The following is a 21,023-nucleotide window of genomic DNA, read 5'->3' as shown; positions in this document are numbered from 1 at the left end:
GACCAGCATCAGGCAAATAGCGCGAAAAACGAAATGCATGGGCTTCCCTCCCCGTGAACGTATAAAAAAACAAGGCGTCCGCAGACGCCTTTATCAGCATAGCTTACTGGAAGGGATGCCGCAGGATGATGGTTTCATCGCGGTCCGGACCGGTGGAGATAATGTCGATGGGGCAACCCACGACTTCCTCCAGGCGCTTGAGATAAGCACGGGCATTGGCGGGCAGCTCTTCCAGCGTCTTTGCACCGACAGTGGAGCCTTCCCAGCCTGGCAGCTCTTCATAGACCGGTTCGACATGGGCGAAGGACTCGGCGTCGGAGCTGAGGCACTCGATGGTGCCCGGCTTCAGGGACTTGTAGTCCACGCACACCTTGATGGAATCCAGCCCGTCCAGCACGTCCAGCTTGGTGAGGCACAGGCCGGAAATGGAGTTCAGCTCAACCGCGCGACGCAGCACGACGGCATCAAACCACCCGCAACGGCGCTGACGGCCGGTGGTGGCGCCGAACTCGTGGCCCTTCACGCCCAGATGCTTGCCGATGGCATCGCCCTCATCCTTCGAGGCATCGTAGACCAGTTCCGTGGGGAACGGGCCGCCGCCAACGCGGGTGGTATAGGCCTTGGTGATGCCCAGCACGTAATCCAGATACAACGGACCGAAACCGGAACCGGTGCTGGTGCCGCCCGCCGTGGTGTTGGAGGACGTGACGAAGGGATAGGTGCCGTGGTCGATGTCCAGCAGCGAGCCCTGCGCGCCTTCGAACATGATGTCCTTGCCGGCGCGGCGGAACTGATGGAGGATGCCGGGCACATCGGCGACCAGATCCTTGATCTGCTCGGCCCAGGCCAGCGCGTCCGCCAGCGTCTGTTCGAAGCTGACCGGCTCGGCCTTGTAATAGTTCACCAGCTGGAAGTTGTGGTATTCCATGACTTCGGCCAGCTTCTCGGCAAAACCGGTACCGCGAATCAGGTCGCCCAGACGCAGGCCGCGACGGGCCACCTTGTCTTCGTAGGCCGGGCCGATGCCGCGACCGGTGGTGCCGATGGCAGCCTTGCCGCGCGCGGCTTCACGCGCCTTGTCCAGCGCACAGTGATACGGCAGGATCAGCGGGCAGTTCGGCGAGATGCGCAGGCGTTCGCGCACCGGCACGCCCTTGGCGGTCAGCGTGGCCATTTCCTTGAGCAGGGCGTCGGGCGCCAGCACCACGCCGTTACCGATCAGGCAGAGCACGCCATCACGCAGGATGCCGGACGGAATCAGGTGCAGCACCGTCTTTTCACCACCCACCACCAGCGTATGACCGGCATTGTGGCCGCCCTGGTAGCGCACTACAGCCGCCGCATTGTCCGTGAGAAGGTCGACAATCTTGCCCTTGCCTTCATCGCCCCATTGCGTGCCGAGCACGACAACATTCTTACCCATGGTTTCTGACCCTTGTTACAGTTGGTCGGGCTTGCGCCCTGGAACACGTTGACTGACGCACGGCCCGAAAGCCGGACGCCAAGGTTTTACAATGGTGTGGCGATCCACTGCCCGTCCTGTTCCGTCAACACCGCCGTGCAGCCGAGGTCGGCCGGTTGGGCGGCGTCGCCAGGCAGGGCCTGGATGACGATATTGCCTGAGGCGCGCAGATGGCGGATGGCATCCCGCAGCGCCGCGCCGTGTCCGGCGGGGGCATGAATCCGTTGCGGCAGTTCCGGTGCGTCCGCGTGCGCCAGCAGCGCTTTCAGGTCGGCGCTGAAACCGGTGGCCGGACGCGCCCGGCCGAACGCTTCGCCGATGCGGTCGTAGCGGCCGCCCTTGGCAATTTCGGTGGCGGAATTGCTGACATAGGCCGCGAACACCAGACCGGTGTGATAGTGATAACCGCGCAGCTCGCTCAGATCCAGCGACAGGCGCACCTGCGGATGAGAATCACGCAGCGCGGCAATCACCGCGTGCAGATCAGCCAGCGCTTGCGACACGGCGGACGGCACACCCGCCAGGCGCTTGACCGCGTCTTCCACCACCGAGGCATCGCCGGACAGCGCACCCAGTGCGGCGAACCATTCCCCGTGCGGCAATTGCGGCAGCAGGTCCTGCAACTCCGGCAGGCTCTTGCGCTGGTAGATATCGAACAGGCGGGCTTCGGTTTCCGGGCTGAGCCCGGCGGCGACGGCCAGTTCACGGAAGATGGCGACGTGACCCAGATCCAGATGCACTTCACGCACACCCGAGGCATCCAGCATGTCCAGCATCAGGCGCAGGATTTCGATATCGGCATCGACTCCGGCATGGCCGTAAAGCTCGGCGCCGATCTGGATGGGGCTGCGCGAGGCTTCCAGCGATTGCGGACGGGTGTTCAGCACCGTGCCGGAATAGCAGTAACGGGCCGCGTGCGGGCGCGGCAGGCAGTGCGCGTCCAGACGGGCGACCTGCGGCGTGATGTCGGCGCGCACGCCCATCAGGCGACCGCTGAGCTGGTCGGTAATCTTGAAGGTCATCAGGTCGAGGTCGTGGCCGGAACCGGTCAGCAGCGACTCCAGGTACTCCATGAGCGGCGGGAACACCAGCTCGTAGCCCCAGACGGCAAACAGGTCCAGCAAACGGCGGCGCAGCGATTCGAGGCGCGCGGCCTCGGCGGGCAGGACATCCTGCACCCCATCGGGCAACAACCAGGTCTCGGCGGGCCTTGGCATCCGATTTTCACCTTATGAAAAGCAAAAGACTCCAGCCCCGGTACAGGGATGAAGCGGGAATTTTTCCGGTTGACCGGACACAAAAAAACCGAGTTCTTACTCGGCTGGCCAATCATAGCAGGAATGGAGCCGCATCGCCATAAAACGAATGGCTCCGGAGGACTCAGCGTAACCACATTCCGATAGCGGCCGGGAGCCACAAGGCTGTCAGCACGCCGTTCAGGCTCATGCCCAAGGCGGCAAAGGCGCCACAGGTGGGACTTATCTGCAAGGCCCGCGCCGTGCCGACGCCGTGCGCCGCCATGCCCAACGCGAAACCGCGCGCCATGTCGGTACGGATGAAGCCCAGCAGCGGCTCCACCAGCATGGCGCCGATGATGCCGGAAATGATGATGATGGCCGACGCCAGCGCCAGCGGCGCATGGACCTTTTCGGCAATGCCCAATGCCATCGGCGTGGTCACGGCGCGGGTGGCGAAGGCCAGCACACTGCCGTGCGACAGGTTCAGCAGCCAGGCCAGGCTCATGGCCGAAGCCACGCCCAACACCGAACCGAATACCAGCGTCAGCCCCAACGGTCCCGCCGCCGCCTTCAGGCGCGGTAAGGATTGGTATAAAGGCACCGCCAGCGCCACCGTGGCCGGACCCAGCAGGAAATGGATGAACTGGTTGCCCTGGAAATAGGTGTCATAGGGCACGTTGAACGCCAGCAGACCGCCGATCAGCAGGCACAGCGCGATCAGCATCGGCGGGAACCACAATGGCTCACGTAGCTGACGGTGCAACCAGAAACCGGCCTGATAACAGGTCAGCGTCACCGTCAGCCACAGCAAGGGCGAATGCATCAAACTAGACATGCTTGCGCCCCTTCAGCAGGAAATCGAGCAAGGCGGCCACCGCCACCAGCGGGATGATCGTCGACAGCACCATCACCAGGCTAATGCGCAATCCTTCCGCCGCCAGCAAGGCTCCCAGCGTCATCACCCCGGCCGAGACCGGCAGGAAATAGAGCGTCAGGTGTTGCAGGAACTTGGGGGCAAAGGTCGCCAGACTTTCCGGCACGCGGCCATGGATCACCAGGAAAATGAACAGCAGCAGCATGCCCGCCAGATTGCCGGAGAGCGGAATCGGCAGCAGGCGGACCGACAGTTCACCCAGCAACTGGAACAGCAGCAACAGAAAGATGGCGGGCATGGTGGCAGGCGCAATATCGATAAAAAGGGCATTCTACCCGCCAGTCCTGATCTGGCAATGACCCATTAGTCTTGATCATTCGCAAGCCGCGCCAACCGTCCGTCGACTGGCCGCCAATATCCCCTTTTTGGCCCTGCCCGCTCTGTCCCCTCTCCGGCATCACTTCTAAGCTCGGCACACCCATAACAACCATCACAACACCGGGTGCTTCATGAAAACAACCTTGACCACCGGCGGCCTGCTGCTGCCGCTGTTGCTCTCCCCCGCCATCGCCTTGGCCGATGCCTACACCGACGGCTTGCACGTACTGACCCACAACGTCTACATGCTGTCGACCAACCTTTATCCCAACTGGGGCCAAAACGTGCGGGCGTCGATGATCGCGCAGGCCGACTACCTGAAGAATCAGGATGTCGTGATTCTCAACGAAGCTTTCGACAACACCGCCTCGGCAACCTTGCTGAACGGACTGGCCACGCAGTACCCCTACCAGACGCCGGTGCTGGGCCGTAATACGGCAGGCTGGAACGCCACGCTGGGCGCTTACTCGTCCATGACCCCGGAAGACGGCGGCGTGGCTATCGTCAGCAAGTGGCCGATCGAGGAAAAGGTGCAGTTTGTCTATAACGCCGGTTGCGGGGCGGACGCCCTGTCCAACAAGGGTTTCGTCTATGTGCGCATCAACCGCAACGGCCAGAAGTACCACATCGTCGGCACGCATGTGCAGGCGCAGGACAGCAGTTGCAGCGCCGGACAACCGGAAGCAGTCCGTCGTCAGCAATTCACCAATATCCGTTATTTTCTGGCCGGTAAAGGCATTCCTGCCAATGAAGTGGTGCTGATTGGCGGCGACATGAACGTGGTGCGCACCAGCCCGGAATACGCCAGCATGCTGAGTACGCTGGATGTCAACGCCCCCACGGCCTATGTCGGCGTTGACTACACCTGGGACCCGCGCACCAACGGCATCGCCAACTACAACTACCCGACGGCCGCGCGTGAATATCTGGATTACATCCTGGTCGCAAAGAACTACGCCCAACCCTCCTCCTGGCAGAATCAGGCGCGGGATGTGGTGTCACCGCGCTGGGAAGTCAGCGGTGGTGTGGAGCGCTACCAGTTCAAGGATTATTCCGATCACTACCCGGTCGCCGCTTTCGCCAAGGCCGACGCCACCACACCCACCCGCAGTTTCAAACCGGTGAATGCCCGTTACGGCGATGTGGCGATTGAAAGCACCGTCAACAACCTGGCGCTGCGCACCGGTAGTTCGGCCACGGCCTGGATTACCGCCACCGGTAACAGCGCCAATCTGGAGAGCCGCTGGCAGGTGCGCGATTTCTACTATCCGCAAACCGGCTGCCTGCAAACCGGCGACATGATCGAGATCGAGTCGCGCAAGTATCCGGGCTATCTGTGGAACTGGTGGCTGGGCGGTGGTGGCGGCAACTATGCCTATTATCCGAAACAGGGCGACAGTTCGAACCGGCTGCGGGTGGAGAACCTGTCGCGGGCGGCGTCGGAATGCTTGCAGGACGGGGATTTGGTGGCGTTTCGGGATACGTCGACAGTGAGCGGGTCGGATTATTATCTGAAGCGCTGGGAGTCGGGGTCGTGGGCCAATCATCTTTACCTGTGGTCCGGAAGTATCGGCGCGGCAGAGAAATTCCGGGTGAAGGGGGTGAGTGCGCCGGTTTATCAGACTTTCAGCAACTTGCTGTATTGAGGGGGAGGCGTCATTTCCGGGGGGACGGGAATGACGCCGGTTTGACAGAGTAGCAGCATTATCAATCAGGTAGAGCGATGGTCAAATTGGGATAACGTTAAAATTGGGCGTCTTGGCCGCTACACCTCTGCGTCATAGACCTCTCGCCCAAGTGCGAGCGTCAACTTGGCGCAGAGCTTAGTTACCCAACCCCGAAAAACTAGCGGCTCTAGATTTCCTTCAAGTAGAAGACCACTTGGCTCGACAGAAGCCGCCAGATACCTAGAACTGTCGAGTGGGCCAAACCAGCATGGCAGTTCCTGCCCAGCCACCCAGGCATCCATCGTTTCGTAGACCGCCATGACTTTCGCCCACTCGAAATCAGCAAGGTCATTAGGCAGATTGAGTGTGATCGACTGGTTCATGCTTGTGACTCCCAACTACCAGCTGAAGGCGTAACGCCCCACAGCAAAATTAGAAGCTGAGATTACCTCAACCCCAACAAAAAAATTGCCCCGTAATCAGCTGGGCCATTATCGCGCTTCAAGCGCAAGTTGGGCATTGAATTCAGCGATGCAATTTTTGCTGTCATCATACACTCGAAACTAGCTTGAAAGCCCCCACTTTGCAGTGGTAAACGAGGAGTGGGACTGACCGGATCATCGACGCCGATACCGACGCACCAGCAGAAAATGAGGTTGTAATCCAGTTGCTCGACCAGTTGCCGCTCACTGCAGATGGAGTACATGACCTGCAACAGCAATGTTCGCAGCAGTTGTTCCGGCGGGATCGACGGGCGGCCGGTCTCGGAATAGCGGGCGAAAAATTCACTGTCCTGCGTGGTCAGGATCGTGTCGACGATCTGGGGCAGCTTACGGATGGAATGCTTGGCGGTGATGCGGCTGTCCAGATCGACGAAGCTGAACAGCGCACCTTGCCGGGAGTCGGAACCACGCATGGCAAAGGTCGTGATGAAAGCAGATGTGCTACTGTTGCATCAGTCAGGTTGTGGCAGCAGAGTTTTTCAACACCCTGCTAGAAGTTCCAGAATCAGTAGCGAGCATGCTTTGAGCTTCGATTTAGTTCCTGCTTCGAGCCCTTAGGCCTTGCCACTTATGAATCTGAGGCGTGTTCACGTAATGTCAGGTCTATGACCATGACTTCGATCGCGTCCACACCTGGGAAATCGGCTGAAATCTCTTGCCAATACCCTTTTAGGGCACTGCCCAATTCGTTTAATTCAACAAGTTGCCCACTAATCATCCATCGTTTAACGGCGGTATTTCCTTGCCATACCAAAAGCATTACGCCGCATCTTGCGCTTTCCTCTCTGAGGTAATCACCTGCCAGCTGATTTCGTAGGCGCTCACAAAGATCTGGCCCGCTCCACCCTTTGTCTAGCAGTTTTAGCTCGATAGGAACTGGTGAGTGCACTTTTGTGTTTTGCAACCAAATGTCCATGCGCTGGCTATTGGCTAGTTCAGGTTCTTGAGCAGTCGTGTATTGGTCTCGGCAGTGCTGATTGAGCCAACCAGCTATTAAGGTGCGCATCTCGGTTTCGCCGTCGACACGCTGCCAGGTTCTCCAGGGGCTGTCGTTTCCCCGTTCCAGCCAGTTCTTAAGGTCCTTCAAGCGATGTATGGCCAGGTCAAAGAGTTGATAATGTGTTGCCGGTGTTATTGTTTGAGACCGGTCAAACGCGTAAACCTGCTCAGCGGTCCAAGGCTCAAGGTCGCCATCTTGTTCAGCGCGTTTGTATGCCAGTTTGGCCATCCATGGGCGACGATTTGGGTCCGGGTGCTCGCGGATCAATTGTTCGATGACCGTGTAAGTGGCTTTGCCTGGTATTTCCGATAGGAGGTTGAATAAGCTGCCTCGCGCATCCTGGGCATCATCGCGCGGCCCTGGAGAATACGTGCCCCCGCCTGCGCGGTTGATTTCATCCTCTATCCGAATATTACGGTGTGCCAGGATATATAGTGATTTCAGATGTTCTGCTGTTTGGAAGTGACCGAACTTAGGGCTGCTCTCTCTCAATCGGCGCCCATTCACAAGTGTGGTGAAAAATACCTGAGCCGCAGATGTTGCCACTTCCTCGTCAAGGCCTGAAAGCCACTGTTCAAGTTCAGGGATGCCATTATCCGGATCGCAATCGACGCGAAGCGCATACCACCATGCAATACTGTTCGCGTCTGTTGTTTGAGCTATCTGGTGATTTGCCAATTCGGCAAGTCTTGCTGCATCTGTGCCGCCATTAACTAAGATGTGTAAGCAGTACTGTCGGTTGGCGTTGATAAGTGAGGGATTGGCCTCGGCCCACTCGAGTATTGCGGGAGCGATGCGGGCATGTAGCCAAGGCGCATGATAGACCAGGTCATGGAGAATGTAGTGCATGGGCTCGTCTGAGCCGGTGTTCTCAAGCTCCCAGACCAATTCATTGGTCACCGCCTCTTCGACCAAACCCGGGAATGCCTGGTGCATCCTCTCGAACCACGCGGGAAATCCGTTAAGCTGCCAAGTGACATAGCGTATAGCTTGACGTGCTTGTGCTTCATCCAGAGAGCCTGGGAAATCCGCGTTCTCGGTGGCCTCTATTTCCAGTCCGGCCAGTCCAAAGATTAGAGAACATGGGGTGCTGTTACCTGGGGCTCCCGCGGACCTTAGGGATGGTACGTAGCACCGCCAATGGTTTAAGGCTGCATCACGATACTCCTGCGCGACGCTCTCGCCGAAATCTGAAGTCAGCGCCCTCCAGTTAGCGTACTCAGAGCGGCTTGTAGCTAAGCCACTATCCTGCAACTCGTGCATAAGCCAGTACTGATCGTTCATGAACGTACCGGGCTCCATTTCAGGCGGGGTGCGGACCCGCTCTGGGTTGGCACGTAACTCCGCTATCCACTCGGCTCGCTGCTGCTTTTGTCGCTCTTCCTCCTCACTGCGCCTCTGTAGGTATTCTGCATGTTCCTCCTCATGCCTCCGAACCGTCTCCGATACCGGCGGATTGACCAGCAGTCCCAATTTCTTTGTCAATTCAGAATCTACGGCAACGACACTTTCTAGTTGGGCAAGAATTTCCACCGGCAGGTCATTTCGCGCATAAACTTGAAACGCTGTACTAAGCGCGACCAATCTATCGTCGTGCACCGCGCGGGAGCCAATATATTCGAGTAACCTTGGGAAACTGTCAGAATCGAACTTCCAGAATGGGCCTAGCCATGAAGCTGGCCAATCATCAGTCAAGGAGTCACCTGTACGCTCCGCCTGCGCTAATCGAGCTTGTTCAATGCTGAACCAATAAAGGGAATCGTTAAGCTCCGGCCATGCGGGTACAAGCGCATGAAGCCTGGTTTTGTACTCCCTGAGGTCTTCGTCTTGCCAATGACGCAAGGTTGTGACCATTAGCATGATGGAGAGAGATGTTTCGCTTAAAGCGGCGTCGCTTCGAGCGGCAACCAGCTTTTCTACTGCGTGAGAGGCTGGTCCTAGCAACCATGCACATTCCTTCGAGACATGGCACTCTCGCCTCTCGACATAAGGTGACTGTTCCAGATAAGCATGTAGGCCACTTATCAATCGAGCGATGGCCTGATGCTCCTCAGCAATCGACAAGCGTTCCACAAAGCCGTGTAGAGCACCAGCAAGGCCGGAGGTCTTGTACCTTTCATCGGGCGACAACTTGCCCAGTGCAACCACCAGCATTCCAACAACTTCACTATCAGGCGAAGCTTCTACCACCAGCTCTGCGAGCAGTTCACGGGGAATCGGGTCAACGCCATCGATGAGTTGTTGCCACAAACTTTGTTTTTGCTCTGCAGCCCCGCAAGTCATCACCGCGCGTGCCGATGCTATTCGGGCGTAAATTCCCCGAGAACCATCTGCTGCAATGGGAAGCAAAGAGGCCACGCAACTTGCCATTTCTCCTTGCCAGACCAGCCGGCCTAGAAAGAAGATGGCATCATCATTGTCGGCATAGGCGGTTATGAGCTGCTGAGCGTTGTCCGAGAGGTCTAGATTGGCGATTCGCGCGATTGCACTATTGTCTCGTGCGGAGCGATCATCCTGATCCGAAGTGATGCGCTGGACGATTTCTGCCAATATCCCCTGTCGTTCTGCCAATGGTAGGTGTGATGGATCGCCACCTTCGACAGCAATTTCAGGGTGAATCTGAAGCGCTTTGCGCCGAATCTCGTCGTCAAACAGGATGAGCCAAGGCAATATTGCTCGAAGTCGAGGGGTAACAATTTCTTGCCCATATTGCTCACGGAAGAAGAGCGCTTCGACCAAATGGCGACTGTTGCCCGCCATTAATAAGCCTGAGAACCACTCGGCAGCAAGTAACTCGCGGACCTCCCGGTGACGAAATCGTACTGCCCCATAAATGATGTCATTGAAAATTCCGCGCTCAAGTAGCGCCCGAACATCCTCGGGATTCCAAGCAGCAAGGACTGCTTCTGCGTCAATCCCAGGTTTAAGCGGCGTAGCGTCTGGAACATTAAGACCCGCTTGTCCGGACAGCACGACAGCAGCGGCCAAGCAGCGCGCGCCCTCTCTTGCTTGTTCAAGATTCAGGGGTTGACGTTGCGCCCTGTCAGTACTGTGCGTATCGCGTAGGCGCTTATCGATGTTGTGACGGAGCAAGTCCAAGCGGCCGCCTAGAGCGTTGTCCACAGCCCATTTGGCCAATATGCCTTCAAGGTCAAATGGACGCTCCGCCAAACTCCAAAGGTCGGCACGATCGATTTCCCTGATCAGGCCGTCGACATTCTCTGCCGCCCTAGCAACGCAGAAACGCCGAATCTGCCCTTCATCTAAAGGGCGCAAAGTGAAAACTGTGAGGGCGCTTTGCGGAGTGGATCGCCGATCACCTTCCCCAACCTCTACTGTCTGTGCAGCGGGGAGATACAGAAGTTCATCTACCAGTCTTTGGTCTTCCTTTGGCCGCCATGCGTAGGGCCGACTTGAGATGTAAATATGCGCTCTGTGCGCACCATTTGCGACCCCCCTGGCAAAGCGGCGAAGAGCCTTTTCAAAGGCTCTCGGGTGCTCCAGTCGAGCCTCATCTACAGAATCCAGGAAAAACCATGCCTCGTCCGTCGACTGCAGCCATGCGTGAAACTGGGCTTCTGCACCTATTTCAAACGCGGTATAGAAGTCAGTTTCGATATCTTCAATTCGGAGAAAGAAGGCTGCTTTTCCTTCGCCCGCGAGGGAGCTGGCCCGATGCCGCAACTCCTCCGTCTTCCCCGCACCCGCTTCCGCTAATATGACGCAGCGGTATTTTTCCGCCATCACGTCCCAAGTTATCGGTTTAGCGTGCCCCCAAGCCAAGAGGAATTCCTCACTCTCCGCTTCTTTTTCACTTTTGTAGACAGGTGAGAATTCGCGATCTAACGGAACATGGCCTTCCATTTAATATCCTTATGGTCCGCCCATGAAGAGCTATTATGGATCAGAGTGATAAAATTACCCCGTCTATCAAAAGAGAGCATCGTTCAGCACAGCTGTCCGCTTCGGATCGAAACCCGCCATGCCAAAAAACATAACTATGTTTAGGCGACAGATTTCGCATAACAGAGCGCTCGACCAAAAAGGGTTTAATCCCATACGTTCCTTTTAAAATTAGCAACCTGCAATATATTGCTTCCTTGCTAAGCGAACTAAATCCATGGGACGACTTGCTTGAAAGCTATCAGCCAACCCCACCCCCGTCAACCCAACCCCCTCGAAATTCCTCCCGCCAAATCAGCTCCATCCCTCCATCCCCTTTCCCATAATACCCATGTAGAATACGCGCCTTTCCCCGCTACCCCGATCCCCCGCATGAAAACCGAACTGCTCCTGCCCGCCGGCAGCCTTGAAAAAATGCGCACCGCCTACGATTTCGGCGCCGACGCCGTCTACGCCGGCCTGCCCCGCTACTCCCTGCGCGCCCGCAACAACGAATTCCGCCAGGAACAACTGGCGCAAGGCATCAGCGAAGCCCACGCACGCGGCAAGCAGTTCTACGTCACCGCCAACATCCTGCCGCACAACGACAAGGTGCGCTCCTTCGTCCGTCAGCTGCAGCCGGTGGTGGACCTCCAACCCGACGCCTTCATCATGGCCGACCCCGGCCTGATCATGCTGGCGCGCGAAGCCTGGCCCGACCTCAACATCCACCTCTCGGTACAGGCCAACACCCTGAACCACGCCTCGGTCAAGTTCTGGCAGAAAGTGGGCGTGAAACGGATCATCCTGTCGCGCGAACTGTCGCTGGACGAGATTGCCGAAATCCGGCAGGAATGCCCGGAGATGGAGCTGGAAGTGTTCGTCCACGGCGCGCTGTGCATCGCCTATTCCGGTCGCTGCCTGCTGTCGGGCTATTTCAACCGCCGCGACCCCAACCAGGGCACCTGCACCAACGCCTGCCGCTGGGACTACAAGGTGCATGACGCCGCCGAGACCGAACAGGGCGATGTGGTGAGGCTGCAAGGCTTCGACTTCACGCAGGAACTGGAAGAAGCCAACAGCCGTTTTGCCGCTTGCGGCGGTGCGGAGCGGCATCCGGATGCCGACCGCGTTTACCTGATCGAGGAAGCCAACCGTCCCGGCGAGCTGATGCCGGTGATGGAAGACGAGCACGGCACCTACATCATGAACTCCAAGGATTTGCGCGCGATCGAGTATGTGGAGCGGCTGGTGCAGATCGGGGTTGATTCGCTGAAGATCGAGGGCCGGACAAAGTCGCTGTATTACGTGGCGCGCACGGCGCAGGCCTATCGTCAGGCCATTGATGACGCCCGGTCGGGCAAGCCTTTCAACCCGTCGCTGCTGGCCGATCTGGACGGGTTGGCCAATCGCGGCTTTACCCCCGGCTTCCTGCAACGCCATGTGCCGCAAGACACGCAGAACTACCTGACCGGGCATTCGGAAAGCAAGCGCAGCCTGTTCGTGGGGCAAGTCTTGTCCATCGACGACGGCTGGGCGCTGGTGGATGTGAAGAACCGCTTTGCGGTGGGCGACCGGCTGGAGATCATCCATCCGTCCGGCAACCGGGAAATCACGCTGGAGCAACTGCAGCACGCGGAAGGCCATGCGCTGGACGTGGCGCCCGGCAACGGCATTCTGGTGAAGATGCCGCTGGAAAAGGCGCTGGACGGAGCTTTGCTGGCGCGGCTGGTTTGATGTGTAGGTCGGGTTTCAACCCGACAACTCTCTCCGATCAAAGGATAGTGTCGGGCTGAAGCCCGACCTACAGGAGGTCGATACCGGCTTTGGCCATGAGCCAGGCATAGAGGGCGAAGATGACCATCGTTCCCAGCACAAACACCCCGAGCGCCCCGACAAATCCCAACTGACCCAGCAAGCGCGGAAACAGCAGGAACATCGGCAAGGTTGGCACCACGTACCAGAACGTATACCAGGCGTGATTGGCGATCTTGTCCGTCGGTTGCTGTTCCACATACAGCCAGACCAGCGTCAGCACCGTCACCAGCGGCAACGAGGCCAGCAACGCACCCAGCTTGTCGCTGCGCTTCGCCAGCTCGGAAACCGCCACCACTACGGCGGCCGTCACCAGATACTTCACCAGCACATAGGGAATGGCCATCGTTCAATAGGCTTCCTTCGCCATTCCCAGTTCCTCGGCCGTCAGGCCGACCGTTTCCGGGGCAATGCCGTTACGACCCAGCCATTCCGCCAGCGAGGCCGCCGTCAAGCGCAAGCGGATACGGTTAACGCCGTCTTCATCACTGTCTTCCGATAGCACCGCACCCAATTCATAGAACTTGGCGCGCAGGCGGGAATGTTCCGGCGGCAGCGTCAGGGTGAACTCGCGCAGGTCGCCCACCAGCAGGCTGGTAACGGCCATCTTCAATTCGTGCACGCCGATGCCGGTCATTGCCGACATCCACACCACCACCGGCAATCCTTGGTCGTCTACGTCGATACGCGGCTCGCGCGAGCCCATCAGGTCGATCTTGTTGTAGACCATCAGGATGCGGGTGGTGCTGCCGATTTCATGCAGCACCTCATTGACCGCCTCGATCTGGGCGTCGCGCTCGGCGCTGGCGGCATCCACCACGTGCATCAGCAGATCGGCTTCGAGTGTTTCTTCAAGGGTGGCGCGGAAGGCTTCGACCAGCTGGTGCGGCAAATGGCGCACAAAACCGACGGTATCGACCAGCACCACCGGCCCGATGCTGGGCATGTCGATGCGGCGCAACGTTGGATCAAGCGTGGCGAACAGGCGGTCGTCGGCGTACACCTCGGCGTGGGTGACGCGGTTGAACAGCGTGGATTTTCCGGCGTTGGTATAGCCCACCAGCGACACGGTGGGAATGGCGGCTTTCTGGCGCGAAGCCCGGCCCTGCTGACGGTTCTGGCGGACTTTTTCCAGCCGCTCGCTCAGCATGGTGACGCGGTTCTTCAGCAGACGGCGGTCGGTTTCCAGCTGCGTTTCACCGGGGCCGCGCAGGCCGATACCGCCCTTCTGCCGTTCCAGGTGGGTCCAGCCGCGCACCAGCCGCGAACTGAGGTGGCTCAGCTGCGCCAGTTCCACCTGCAACTTACCTTCAAAGGTCTGGGCGCGCTGGGCGAAAATATCAAGGATGAGACCGGTGCGGTCCAGCACCCGGCATTGCAGTTCCTTTTCCAGGTTACGTTCCTGCGCGGGCGTCAGCGAGTGGTTGAACAACACCAGCTCCGCTTCCTTTTCCTGCACCAGCGCGGCGATCTCGGCAACCTTGCCGCTGCCGGCGTACAGGCGGGCATCAGGTTTCTGGCGACTGCCGGTGACCGTCGCCAGGATTTCCGCGCCGGCGGACTTAGCCAGCAGCAGGAACTCTTCCAGGTCTTCATCCAGACTGGCGGCTTGTTGTTTCAGGTCCAGGTGAACCAGGATGGCGCGTTCGCCACCCTGATGTCGTTCAAAAAATTCCACAGGGATATCCGTTGATAAGGCGTGAAACGATTATGAGCGCTGCCCGGACGAAAGCCAAACGGGGATGGGATTTTTTTGGCGGAGGACGGGTTATCATGCACACCTGCACTCCCCCGGATTCCGCAATGACATTCTTTCGAACCACCGCCCTCTGCAGCCTGCTGATGTTGCTGGCCATGCCGGTGAGCGCGCGCCTGCAAACCGGCGGCATCGCGCCTGCTGTTTCGGCGACCCTGCTCGACGGCAAGACACGGCTGCATTTCAACGCCGGGCGCGGCCCGGTGCGGATAGTGGTGTTCTGGGCCAGCTGGTGTTCCAGTTGCCGTCAGGAGTTGCCGCAACTGGAAAAGCTGTACCGTACGTATCACGGACAAGGGCTGGAGTTGCTGGCGGTCAGTGTGGATGAGGAAAAGGACGATATTGCCGCAGCCCGGCACGTGGCCGAACGGCTGTCGTTCCCGGTAGCGCTGGAAGATGCCGCCGCTGTGGATGGTTTCGGGCGGATCCGCGCCGTACCGACCCTGTTTGTGATTGACCGCCAAGGCAAATTACGACTGGACGGCCGCGAGGGTCTGCAAAGCGAGGATATTCCGGCGCTGGAGAAACTGTTGAAGTCGCTGCTGGCGGAAGCGCCTCCCTCCTGAGGTGGACGCTCCCGATCATCGTTAATTGAAATGCGTTGACACCCCGACCGCCGCCGACCAGCGCGGCGCCAGCTGCAGGCCGGTCACATGCTGCACTACCGGCAGCTGCACGAAACCATAGACGCTCAGCTTCTTGCCGGGCGTATAGGCCAGACCCGGACTGACATAAAACGACCGTCCGCCGCTGGTGGCCGCGTCACCATTAGCGCCGCCATCCGGCCGACGCTCCAGTGCGTTGACCTGCACCTGCGGCTCCCACCGGGTCAGCGCCATGTAGCGGAAACCGCCATTCACGCTGAACACCGCGCCCGGACGAAACTCATCACGAATCTTAACTGGCGCTTGCACCAAGCCTTGCGCATACCAATCCCAATCCCGGTTCAGGCTGCCGGTGCGAAAGCCGCCAATGATCAGGTCGGTGCTGCCTGTGCCCGGTTGCAGGCTGCGGTCCAGATCGGTGCCGGCTTGCGGGCCGCCGTTGAACCGGAAGTCCCGACTGCCGGTGGGTAGCTTCAGACCGACAATCAGCCCGGAATCGCCGTCTGTGGAAAAGCCCTGATAGCGGGCCATCACTTTGATATCACCCAGGCTACGGGTATGCGAGGTGGTGATGTCGGTATCGCCGTCAACAATGGTGCTGTGCGAGCGATCCAGATACGGCAGCACCACGCTGAAACCCCAGGCGCGATTGGGGTTATAACCCAGCGTTGCCGTGATATAGCGGTTGGTGGTGCGTTGTTCCACCTCTTCCGCCGCCGGAATGGCGGGCGCGGTGGCCGAGCCGTTGCCTTCGCGCAACGCGGTCTGATCGATAAAGTCGTAACGCAGATCCAGTGCGAAACCCGGCTTGCTGTCCAGCCCTTGGCTGACCCAGTCCGAATTCAGTGTGCACCCGCAACTGGAACAGGCCTTAGCGTTGACGGCGGCCAGACTCAGGACCAGCAAGGACAAGGCAAAGGAACGCGGATGCATGAAGGAATACCGGGAAATTGAATGCGCGGATTCTACCGGCTGCCCCGGCGCGACAAACTGCGACATGTTGTCGCACCCCGGAAACGACAAAGCCGCCCGAAGGCGGCTTTGCGTATCACCACGGACGGGCCGGGATCAGTACGGAGCATCCTGGTCATCACCGTCATAGGGCGACGGATAACCGCCGCCCATGGTGCCGCTGGTCATCGGGCCAATGGCGCCGCCGGCGGCGGGAGCACCCACCGGACGGGGGTTGCGCGACGGAACGACGGTGGAAATGGCGTGCTTGTACACCATCTGGCTGACGGTGTTCTTCAACAGTACGACGTACTGGTCGAAGGATTCGATCTGGCCCTGCAGTTTGATACCGTTCACCAGGAAGATGGAGACGGGGATACGCTCCTTGCGGAGGGCGTTCAGGAACGGGTCTTGTAAAGTTTGCCCTTTCGACATGATGTTTTCTCCTCTGCCAAATGGCAGACATTAAGGGTTTTGTATCAGCGCAAAAATAAAAGACAAGACAAAATCAGCACTTGCCAGTGTCTAATTTGAGGTGGTTTTCCACTTTTTGCAAGGCTTTCTGTCGAACAATCGGCACCGCTTCTGTTGTCAAAAAGTGAACGGAATCGCCAAAACCGCGCAGCCAGGTGAACTGGCGCTTCGCCAACTGCCGTGTGGCGACAATGCCGCGATAGCGCATTTCTTCCCGGTCCATCTGGCCGTCCAGATATTCCCAGACTTGCCGGTAGCCCACCGAGCGCATGGACGGCAGATCCGGTGACAGGTCGCCACGCGCGCGCAGGCGCTCCACTTCTTCAATGAAACCGCGCTCCAGCATCAGGTCGAAACGGCGCTCGATGCGCTCGTGCAGCACGGCGCGGTCATCCGGCATCAGCGCCAGCTCCAGCACGCTCCACGGCAGGGACTGGCTTTGCTGTTCGGCGTGCCATTGCGACATCGGCTTGCCGGTCACCAGCCAGACTTCGAGCGCGCGTTGCAACCGCTGGGAGTCGTTCGGCTTGAGGCGCGCCGCCGTCACCGGGTCCACTTCGGCCAGGCGCGCATGAATGGACGGCCAGCCGTTTTGCAGGGCATCCGCCAGAATGGCGGCGCGCACGCCCTCATCGGCTTCGGGCATGTCGGCCAGACCGTCCTTCAGCACCTTGAAATAGAGCATGGTGCCGCCGACCAGCAGCGGAATGCGTCCGGCGGCATGAATTTCCTCCATCGCGGAGAGCGCGGCGCGGCGGAAATCGGCGGCGGACCAGGCCTCGGCCGGATCAATCACGTCGATCAGGCGATGAGGGGCACGCGCCAGTTCGGCCGCATCGGGTTTGGCGGTGCCGATATCCATGCCCCGGTAGATCATGCCGGAATCCACTGAAATCAGCTCGAAGCGCCCGGTTTCCGCCAGCTGAATGGCCAGTTCGGTCTTGCCGCTGGCGGTCGGCCCCATCAGGAAAACGGCGGGAGGCAGCGGCTGATCCGGCAAGGCGAGAGGCATGAAAGCGTTCCGTAATATTGACTGGCGTTATTGTAATGGCAGGACAGCCCATCCGCCTGTTTTCCATCTCATCATTTTTGGTAATACCCTCACAACTTGACAGTAAAAAGATTGTCGAACCGGCTCGGTCTTGTTACATTCATTTCATTTTGCACAACACTACCCCCAACGGAATAACAATATGAAAATAGTCCGCCTCTTCAAGGCTGCCGCACTGGCCGGAGTCGTTCTGGCCGGGTCGGGATGCTCGGTGAATCACCTCATCGGCTCCGAAATCAACAAGTTCTCGCAGGACCATGTGGTTCCGGCCGCCATGCAGCTGGACGACATCAGCCTGATCTGTCACTCCAATGAAAGCTTCGTCCCCCTGCTGCTGGGCTACAACGCTTTCAATGTGAACAGCGACCTGATGCTGTCCGTCAGCTATGCGGGCGCCGCCATGTGCACCGAGCACGAAGCCGTGGAAAAGGAACTGTGGTCCAGCCTGGCGCAAAACCAGGGTTGGGTGAAGATCGCCACCGATGCGCGGATTGCCCAGCAACTGCTGAACCGCGACGCCGGCAACCGCCAGCTGAAGTCGTACACCTACATGGCCAACTATTTCCGCACCAAATACGGCTATGAAATCGGCGATGACAAGTGCCCGAAATTCAGCAAGGATTTTGAAGAACACGTGATGCTGGTCGGCGCGACCTCTGCTCTGCAAGCCCTGCAGAACGATATCGCCTCCGGCCGCCTGATCGATGTGGACATGGGGATTCCCGCCAAGGTGGGCCGCGCCATGAAGTGCCTGGATAACGAAAAATGGTGGGGTGAGCCGAAGGCCATCCGCGCCGCGCTGACAACCATCCTGCCCGAGAACGCCGCCGCCGAGGCCAAGGCCTGGGAAGACCTGCAGGCTTCTACCGATGTCGGCTTGCAGGGCGGCGTTCGCCTGACCCACGCCATTTATGCTTCGATGGCCGCCGCCAAGGATCGCCAGGATCTGCTGCGCGACGCCCTGAAGCGTTTTGAAGCCATTCCGGCCGATGCGCTGAACCCGAAATACCGGCTGCTGGACCAAATGGCCTCCATGCAGGTGCGTGAAATCGCCGACCGTTACTGGATGCGCTATGAAGGCCGCCGCGCCCCGACCATCGGCTTCAGCCAGTTCTGGGACGAGCGCAAGCTGAACATCAACGTCAACCAATTCAATGACATCATTGACTCGGTGAAGTAAAAATCAAAAGGGGCGTACCCAGGTACGCCCCTTTTTTCATTCGTGCCGCCCCGCCCTGCTACCTTCCCCGCCAGAACAACTTGTCCAGCTCCGCCAGCGACATTTGCCGCCAGGTCGGACGGCCGTGGTTGCATTGGCTGCTGAATTCCGTGGCTTCCATGTCGCGCAGCAACATGTTCATTTCCGGCAAGGTCAGCGAACGGTTGGCGCGCACCGCGCCATGACAGGCCATGGTGCCGAAAAGCTCATTGATCGCCTCCTCCACGCGCGTGGATTGGCCGTGTTCCCGCAAGTCCGCCACCACATCCCGCACCAGCGGCAGAATATCCGCCTTCGGCAATAACGCCGGCACAGCGCGGATCGCCAGCGCTTCTTCACCAATACGATCGACCTCGAAACCCAGCCGACTGAACCATTCCCGACCCTGCTCGGCCAGTTCGGCCTCGGTGCGGGACAAGGCTACCGTTTGCGGAATCAGCAACGGCTGCGAGGCCAGACGACCGGTCTCCCAGGCCACTTTCAGGCGCTCATATACCAGCCGCTCGTGCGCGGCGTGCATATCCACAATCACCAGCCCCTGGGCATTCTGAGCCAGGATATAAATGCCATGCAGTTGCGCCAGCGCATAGCCCAACGGCGGCATGCCGGGAACGGCTGTCGTATCGGGCAAGGCTTCCGGCCTGGGCATCGGGGCGTCATCGGGCAAATCCCGCAACGGAGCCAGATAATCCGAGAGGCTGTCGCGAAGTTCACGCGGAACCGGTGTTGCCGGTTGCGGGGACCAAGCCACCCCTGCGCCCGGCGCGCCGGGAGAAACCGCTAATGACAACAACGACTGTTCGGCCACAACTGACGGAACGACGGAGCCAGCGGCTTGGGTTTCCGGCGTCAGGGCGACGGTTTTCAACCCCGCCAGGGCGCGATGGATGGTCCTCGCCAGAAATTCGTGGACTACGCGCTGGTCACGGAAACGCACTTCATGCTTGGTGGGGTGGACATTGACATCAACGGCGGCGGGATCCAGTTCGAAGAACAGGACATACGCGGGATGACGACCGTGCGCCAGCACATCGCTGTAGGCGGAGCGGATGGCGTGGGTGACCACCTTGTCGCGCACCACACGACCATTCACATAGAAATACTGCATATCGGCCTGACCGCGCGCCACGGACGGGCTGCCCAGCCACCCGCCCAGGCTGAGGCCATGCGTTTCCACCAGCAACGGCGTGGCTGCGTCCATGAAGGCCTGACCGCACAAGGTGCTGATACGGCGGCGCTGCTCGGCTTCATCCGGCGCGGGGCGGAATTGCCAGCGCAGCGTGCCGTTATGCGTTAACCGGAAACCGACCTGGAAGTTGAACAGGCACAACCGGCGCACCACTTCTTCCAGGTGCCCCAACTCAGTGTTCACCGTGCGCAGGAACTTGCGGCGCGCGGGCGTGTTGAAAAACAGGTCGCGGACAGCAACGGTGGTGCCGCGCGGATGGCTGGCGGCGCTCAGCACCGGCTCCATGTCACGCCCCTCGGTATGCACGCTCCAGCCGACGCCGCTGTCATCGGTGCTGGAAGTCATGGTCAGGCGCGAGACCGAGGCGATCGAGGCCAGCGCTTCGCCGCGAAAGCCCAGCGTCGCTACGGCGTCCAGATCTTCCAGTGTTGAAATCTTGCTGGTGGCGTGACGGGCCAGCGCCAGGGGCAGGTCGTCACGGTCTATGCCGCCGCCATTATCTCGAATCTGGATCAGCCGGGTTCCACCCTCCTCGACCTGGATATCGATCTGGGTAGCTCCGGCATCCAGCGCGTTTTCTAGCAACTCCTTGATGACCGAGGCCGGACGCTCAACCACTTCTCCGGCGGCGATCTGGTTGGCCAGCCGGGTATCCAGCAAATGAATTCGACCGGTCATGGCGCGGGGATCTTCAGGGATTTACCCAGCATGACGTTGTCATCCTTCAACTTGTTGGCCTCGCGCAGGGCCTTTTCCGTGACGCCGTAATGCACCGCGATAGAGGACAGGCTGTCACCGACCTTGACGGTATGCGTGGTGGCCTTGGCGGGTTTTTCCGCCGCCACGGCAGGCTTCTTGTCCGACTTGTCCGACTTGTCCGACTTGTCCGACTTGTCCGACTTGTCCGACTTGTCCGACTTGTCCGACTTGTCCGACTTGTCCGACTTGTCCGACTTGTC

General features: G+C 59.4%; 17 protein-coding genes and 1 pseudogene. 4 read left to right on the top strand and 14 right to left on the bottom strand.

Features of this window, described 5'->3' with window-relative positions; translation table 11 throughout:
• Window positions 1–103: 103 nt before the first annotated feature.
• The 4 genes from EV700_RS07070 to EV700_RS07055 form a co-directional block, all read right to left on the bottom strand.
• Complete coding sequence (locus EV700_RS07070; RefSeq protein WP_130412177.1) at window positions 104–1,423, bottom strand: adenylosuccinate synthase; 1,320 nt, start codon at window positions 1,421–1,423, stop codon at window positions 104–106.
• Window positions 1,424–1,509: 86 nt separating this feature from the next.
• The gene (locus EV700_RS07065; protein WP_130412175.1) at window positions 1,510–2,679 is read right to left on the bottom strand and encodes an ATP phosphoribosyltransferase regulatory subunit; all 1,170 of its coding nucleotides are present in this window, start codon (window positions 2,677–2,679) and stop codon (window positions 1,510–1,512) included.
• Window positions 2,680–2,842: 163 nt separating this feature from the next.
• The gene (locus tag EV700_RS07060; RefSeq protein WP_130412173.1) at window positions 2,843–3,535 is read right to left on the bottom strand and encodes an LrgB family protein; all 693 of its coding nucleotides are present in this window, start codon (window positions 3,533–3,535) and stop codon (window positions 2,843–2,845) included.
• Complete coding sequence (locus tag EV700_RS07055) at window positions 3,528–3,872, bottom strand: CidA/LrgA family protein (protein WP_130412171.1); 345 nt, start codon at window positions 3,870–3,872, stop codon at window positions 3,528–3,530. Before EV700_RS07055 ends, EV700_RS07060 begins: the two co-directional genes overlap by 8 nt.
• A 211-nt stretch (window positions 3,873–4,083) precedes the next feature.
• On the opposite strand from EV700_RS07055, the gene sph reads away from it, so the two are divergent.
• Window positions 4,084–5,598, top strand: coding sequence for a sphingomyelin phosphodiesterase (gene sph, locus EV700_RS07050; RefSeq protein ID WP_130412169.1), 1,515 nt, complete (start codon window positions 4,084–4,086; stop codon window positions 5,596–5,598).
• Window positions 5,599–5,717: 119 nt separating this feature from the next.
• On the opposite strand, the gene EV700_RS07045 is transcribed toward sph, so the two are convergent.
• The 3 genes from EV700_RS07045 to EV700_RS07035 form a co-directional block, all read right to left on the bottom strand.
• Window positions 5,718–6,002, bottom strand: coding sequence for a hypothetical protein (locus tag EV700_RS07045; protein ID WP_130412167.1), 285 nt, complete (start codon window positions 6,000–6,002; stop codon window positions 5,718–5,720).
• A gap of 62 nt (window positions 6,003–6,064) precedes the next feature.
• Entirely contained in the window at window positions 6,065–6,535 is a 471-nt protein-coding gene (locus EV700_RS07040) for a transposase (protein WP_130412165.1), read from the bottom strand.
• 155 nt (window positions 6,536–6,690) lie between these two features.
• Window positions 6,691–10,986 (bottom strand): NACHT domain-containing protein, encoded by a 4,296-nt coding sequence (locus tag EV700_RS07035; RefSeq protein WP_130412163.1) that lies wholly within the window; start codon window positions 10,984–10,986, stop codon window positions 6,691–6,693.
• 411 nt (window positions 10,987–11,397) lie between these two features.
• Between EV700_RS07035 and trhP the strand changes: the two genes are divergently transcribed.
• Complete coding sequence (gene trhP / locus EV700_RS07030; protein WP_130412161.1) at window positions 11,398–12,741, top strand: prephenate-dependent tRNA uridine(34) hydroxylase TrhP; 1,344 nt, start codon at window positions 11,398–11,400, stop codon at window positions 12,739–12,741.
• Window positions 12,742–12,808: 67 nt separating this feature from the next.
• Here the strand turns inward: trhP and EV700_RS07025 are convergent, their stop codons facing one another.
• A complete protein-coding gene (locus EV700_RS07025; RefSeq protein WP_242610201.1) occupies window positions 12,809–13,165 on the bottom strand; it encodes a DUF3147 family protein in 357 nt (118 codons plus the stop codon).
• A 3-nt stretch (window positions 13,166–13,168) separates the two neighbouring features.
• The gene (hflX, locus tag EV700_RS07020; RefSeq protein WP_130412159.1) at window positions 13,169–14,497 is read right to left on the bottom strand and encodes a ribosome rescue GTPase HflX; all 1,329 of its coding nucleotides are present in this window, start codon (window positions 14,495–14,497) and stop codon (window positions 13,169–13,171) included.
• Between the two features lie 125 nt (window positions 14,498–14,622).
• Here hflX and EV700_RS07015 point away from each other — a divergent pair, with 125 nt between their 5' ends.
• Window positions 14,623–15,141 (top strand): TlpA disulfide reductase family protein, encoded by a 519-nt coding sequence (locus EV700_RS07015; protein ID WP_165391366.1) that lies wholly within the window; start codon window positions 14,623–14,625, stop codon window positions 15,139–15,141.
• A gap of 21 nt (window positions 15,142–15,162) precedes the next feature.
• Here the strand turns inward: EV700_RS07015 and EV700_RS07010 are convergent, their stop codons facing one another.
• The 3 genes and pseudogenes from EV700_RS07010 to miaA all read right to left on the bottom strand — a co-directional run bounded on the left by EV700_RS07010 (window position 15,163) and on the right by miaA (window position 17,617).
• The gene (locus EV700_RS07010) at window positions 15,163–16,113 is read right to left on the bottom strand and encodes a transporter family protein (protein ID WP_130412155.1); all 951 of its coding nucleotides are present in this window, start codon (window positions 16,111–16,113) and stop codon (window positions 15,163–15,165) included.
• A 159-nt stretch (window positions 16,114–16,272) separates the two neighbouring features.
• Window positions 16,273–16,566 (bottom strand): annotated as a pseudogene (gene hfq, locus EV700_RS07005) (RNA chaperone Hfq); the annotation flags it as partial.
• A gap of 73 nt (window positions 16,567–16,639) precedes the next feature.
• On the bottom strand, window positions 16,640–17,617 hold the full coding sequence (gene miaA / locus EV700_RS07000) for a tRNA (adenosine(37)-N6)-dimethylallyltransferase MiaA (protein ID WP_130412153.1): 978 nt from the start codon (window positions 17,615–17,617) through the stop codon (window positions 16,640–16,642).
• A gap of 181 nt (window positions 17,618–17,798) precedes the next feature.
• Between miaA and EV700_RS06995 the strand changes: the two genes are divergently transcribed.
• Complete coding sequence (locus EV700_RS06995) at window positions 17,799–18,836, top strand: hypothetical protein (protein WP_130412151.1); 1,038 nt, start codon at window positions 17,799–17,801, stop codon at window positions 18,834–18,836.
• 58 nt (window positions 18,837–18,894) lie between these two features.
• Here the strand turns inward: EV700_RS06995 and mutL are convergent, their stop codons facing one another.
• Both mutL and EV700_RS16820 read right to left on the bottom strand, forming a co-directional pair.
• Window positions 18,895–20,742 (bottom strand): DNA mismatch repair endonuclease MutL, encoded by a 1,848-nt coding sequence (gene mutL / locus EV700_RS06990; RefSeq protein WP_130412149.1) that lies wholly within the window; start codon window positions 20,740–20,742, stop codon window positions 18,895–18,897.
• Window positions 20,739–21,023, bottom strand: a 285-nt coding sequence (locus EV700_RS16820; RefSeq protein WP_165391365.1) for a LysM peptidoglycan-binding domain-containing protein, incomplete at its 5' end; no start/stop codon positions are given. The genes mutL and EV700_RS16820, both read right to left, overlap by 4 nt.

The organism is Fluviicoccus keumensis (assembly GCF_004217445.1).
GTDB lineage: Bacteria > Pseudomonadota > Gammaproteobacteria > Pseudomonadales > Moraxellaceae > Fluviicoccus > Fluviicoccus keumensis.
The sequence above is the reverse complement of the archived record's forward strand: the minus strand, read 5'-3'. Positions and strand labels throughout refer to the sequence as shown.

What these genes read in the sequence shown, in the direction of transcription:
- EV700_RS07025 (WP_242610201.1), bottom strand. Translation starts at nt 13,165, where the DNA reads ATGGCCATTCCCTATGTGCTGGTGAAGTATCTGGTGACGGCCGCCGTA.
- mutL (WP_130412149.1), bottom strand. Translation starts at nt 20,742, where the DNA reads ATGACCGGTCGAATTCATTTGCTGGATACCCGGCTGGCCAACCAGATC.
- EV700_RS07040 (WP_130412165.1), bottom strand. Translation starts at nt 6,535, where the DNA reads ATGCGTGGTTCCGACTCCCGGCAAGGTGCGCTGTTCAGCTTCGTCGAT.
- trhP (WP_130412161.1), top strand. Translation starts at nt 11,398, where the DNA reads ATGAAAACCGAACTGCTCCTGCCCGCCGGCAGCCTTGAAAAAATGCGC.
- EV700_RS07070 (WP_130412177.1), bottom strand. Translation starts at nt 1,423, where the DNA reads ATGGGTAAGAATGTTGTCGTGCTCGGCACGCAATGGGGCGATGAAGGC.
- EV700_RS07015 (WP_165391366.1), top strand. Translation starts at nt 14,623, where the DNA reads ATGACATTCTTTCGAACCACCGCCCTCTGCAGCCTGCTGATGTTGCTG.
- EV700_RS07055 (WP_130412171.1), bottom strand. Translation starts at nt 3,872, where the DNA reads ATGCCCGCCATCTTTCTGTTGCTGCTGTTCCAGTTGCTGGGTGAACTG.
- sph (WP_130412169.1), top strand. Translation starts at nt 4,084, where the DNA reads ATGAAAACAACCTTGACCACCGGCGGCCTGCTGCTGCCGCTGTTGCTC.
- EV700_RS07065 (WP_130412175.1), bottom strand. Translation starts at nt 2,679, where the DNA reads ATGCCAAGGCCCGCCGAGACCTGGTTGTTGCCCGATGGGGTGCAGGAT.
- EV700_RS07010 (WP_130412155.1), bottom strand. Translation starts at nt 16,113, where the DNA reads ATGCATCCGCGTTCCTTTGCCTTGTCCTTGCTGGTCCTGAGTCTGGCC.
- EV700_RS07060 (WP_130412173.1), bottom strand. Translation starts at nt 3,535, where the DNA reads ATGTCTAGTTTGATGCATTCGCCCTTGCTGTGGCTGACGGTGACGCTG.
- EV700_RS06995 (WP_130412151.1), top strand. Translation starts at nt 17,799, where the DNA reads ATGAAAATAGTCCGCCTCTTCAAGGCTGCCGCACTGGCCGGAGTCGTT.
- EV700_RS07035 (WP_130412163.1), bottom strand. Translation starts at nt 10,986, where the DNA reads ATGGAAGGCCATGTTCCGTTAGATCGCGAATTCTCACCTGTCTACAAA.
- miaA (WP_130412153.1), bottom strand. Translation starts at nt 17,617, where the DNA reads ATGCCTCTCGCCTTGCCGGATCAGCCGCTGCCTCCCGCCGTTTTCCTG.
- EV700_RS07045 (WP_130412167.1), bottom strand. Translation starts at nt 6,002, where the DNA reads ATGAACCAGTCGATCACACTCAATCTGCCTAATGACCTTGCTGATTTC.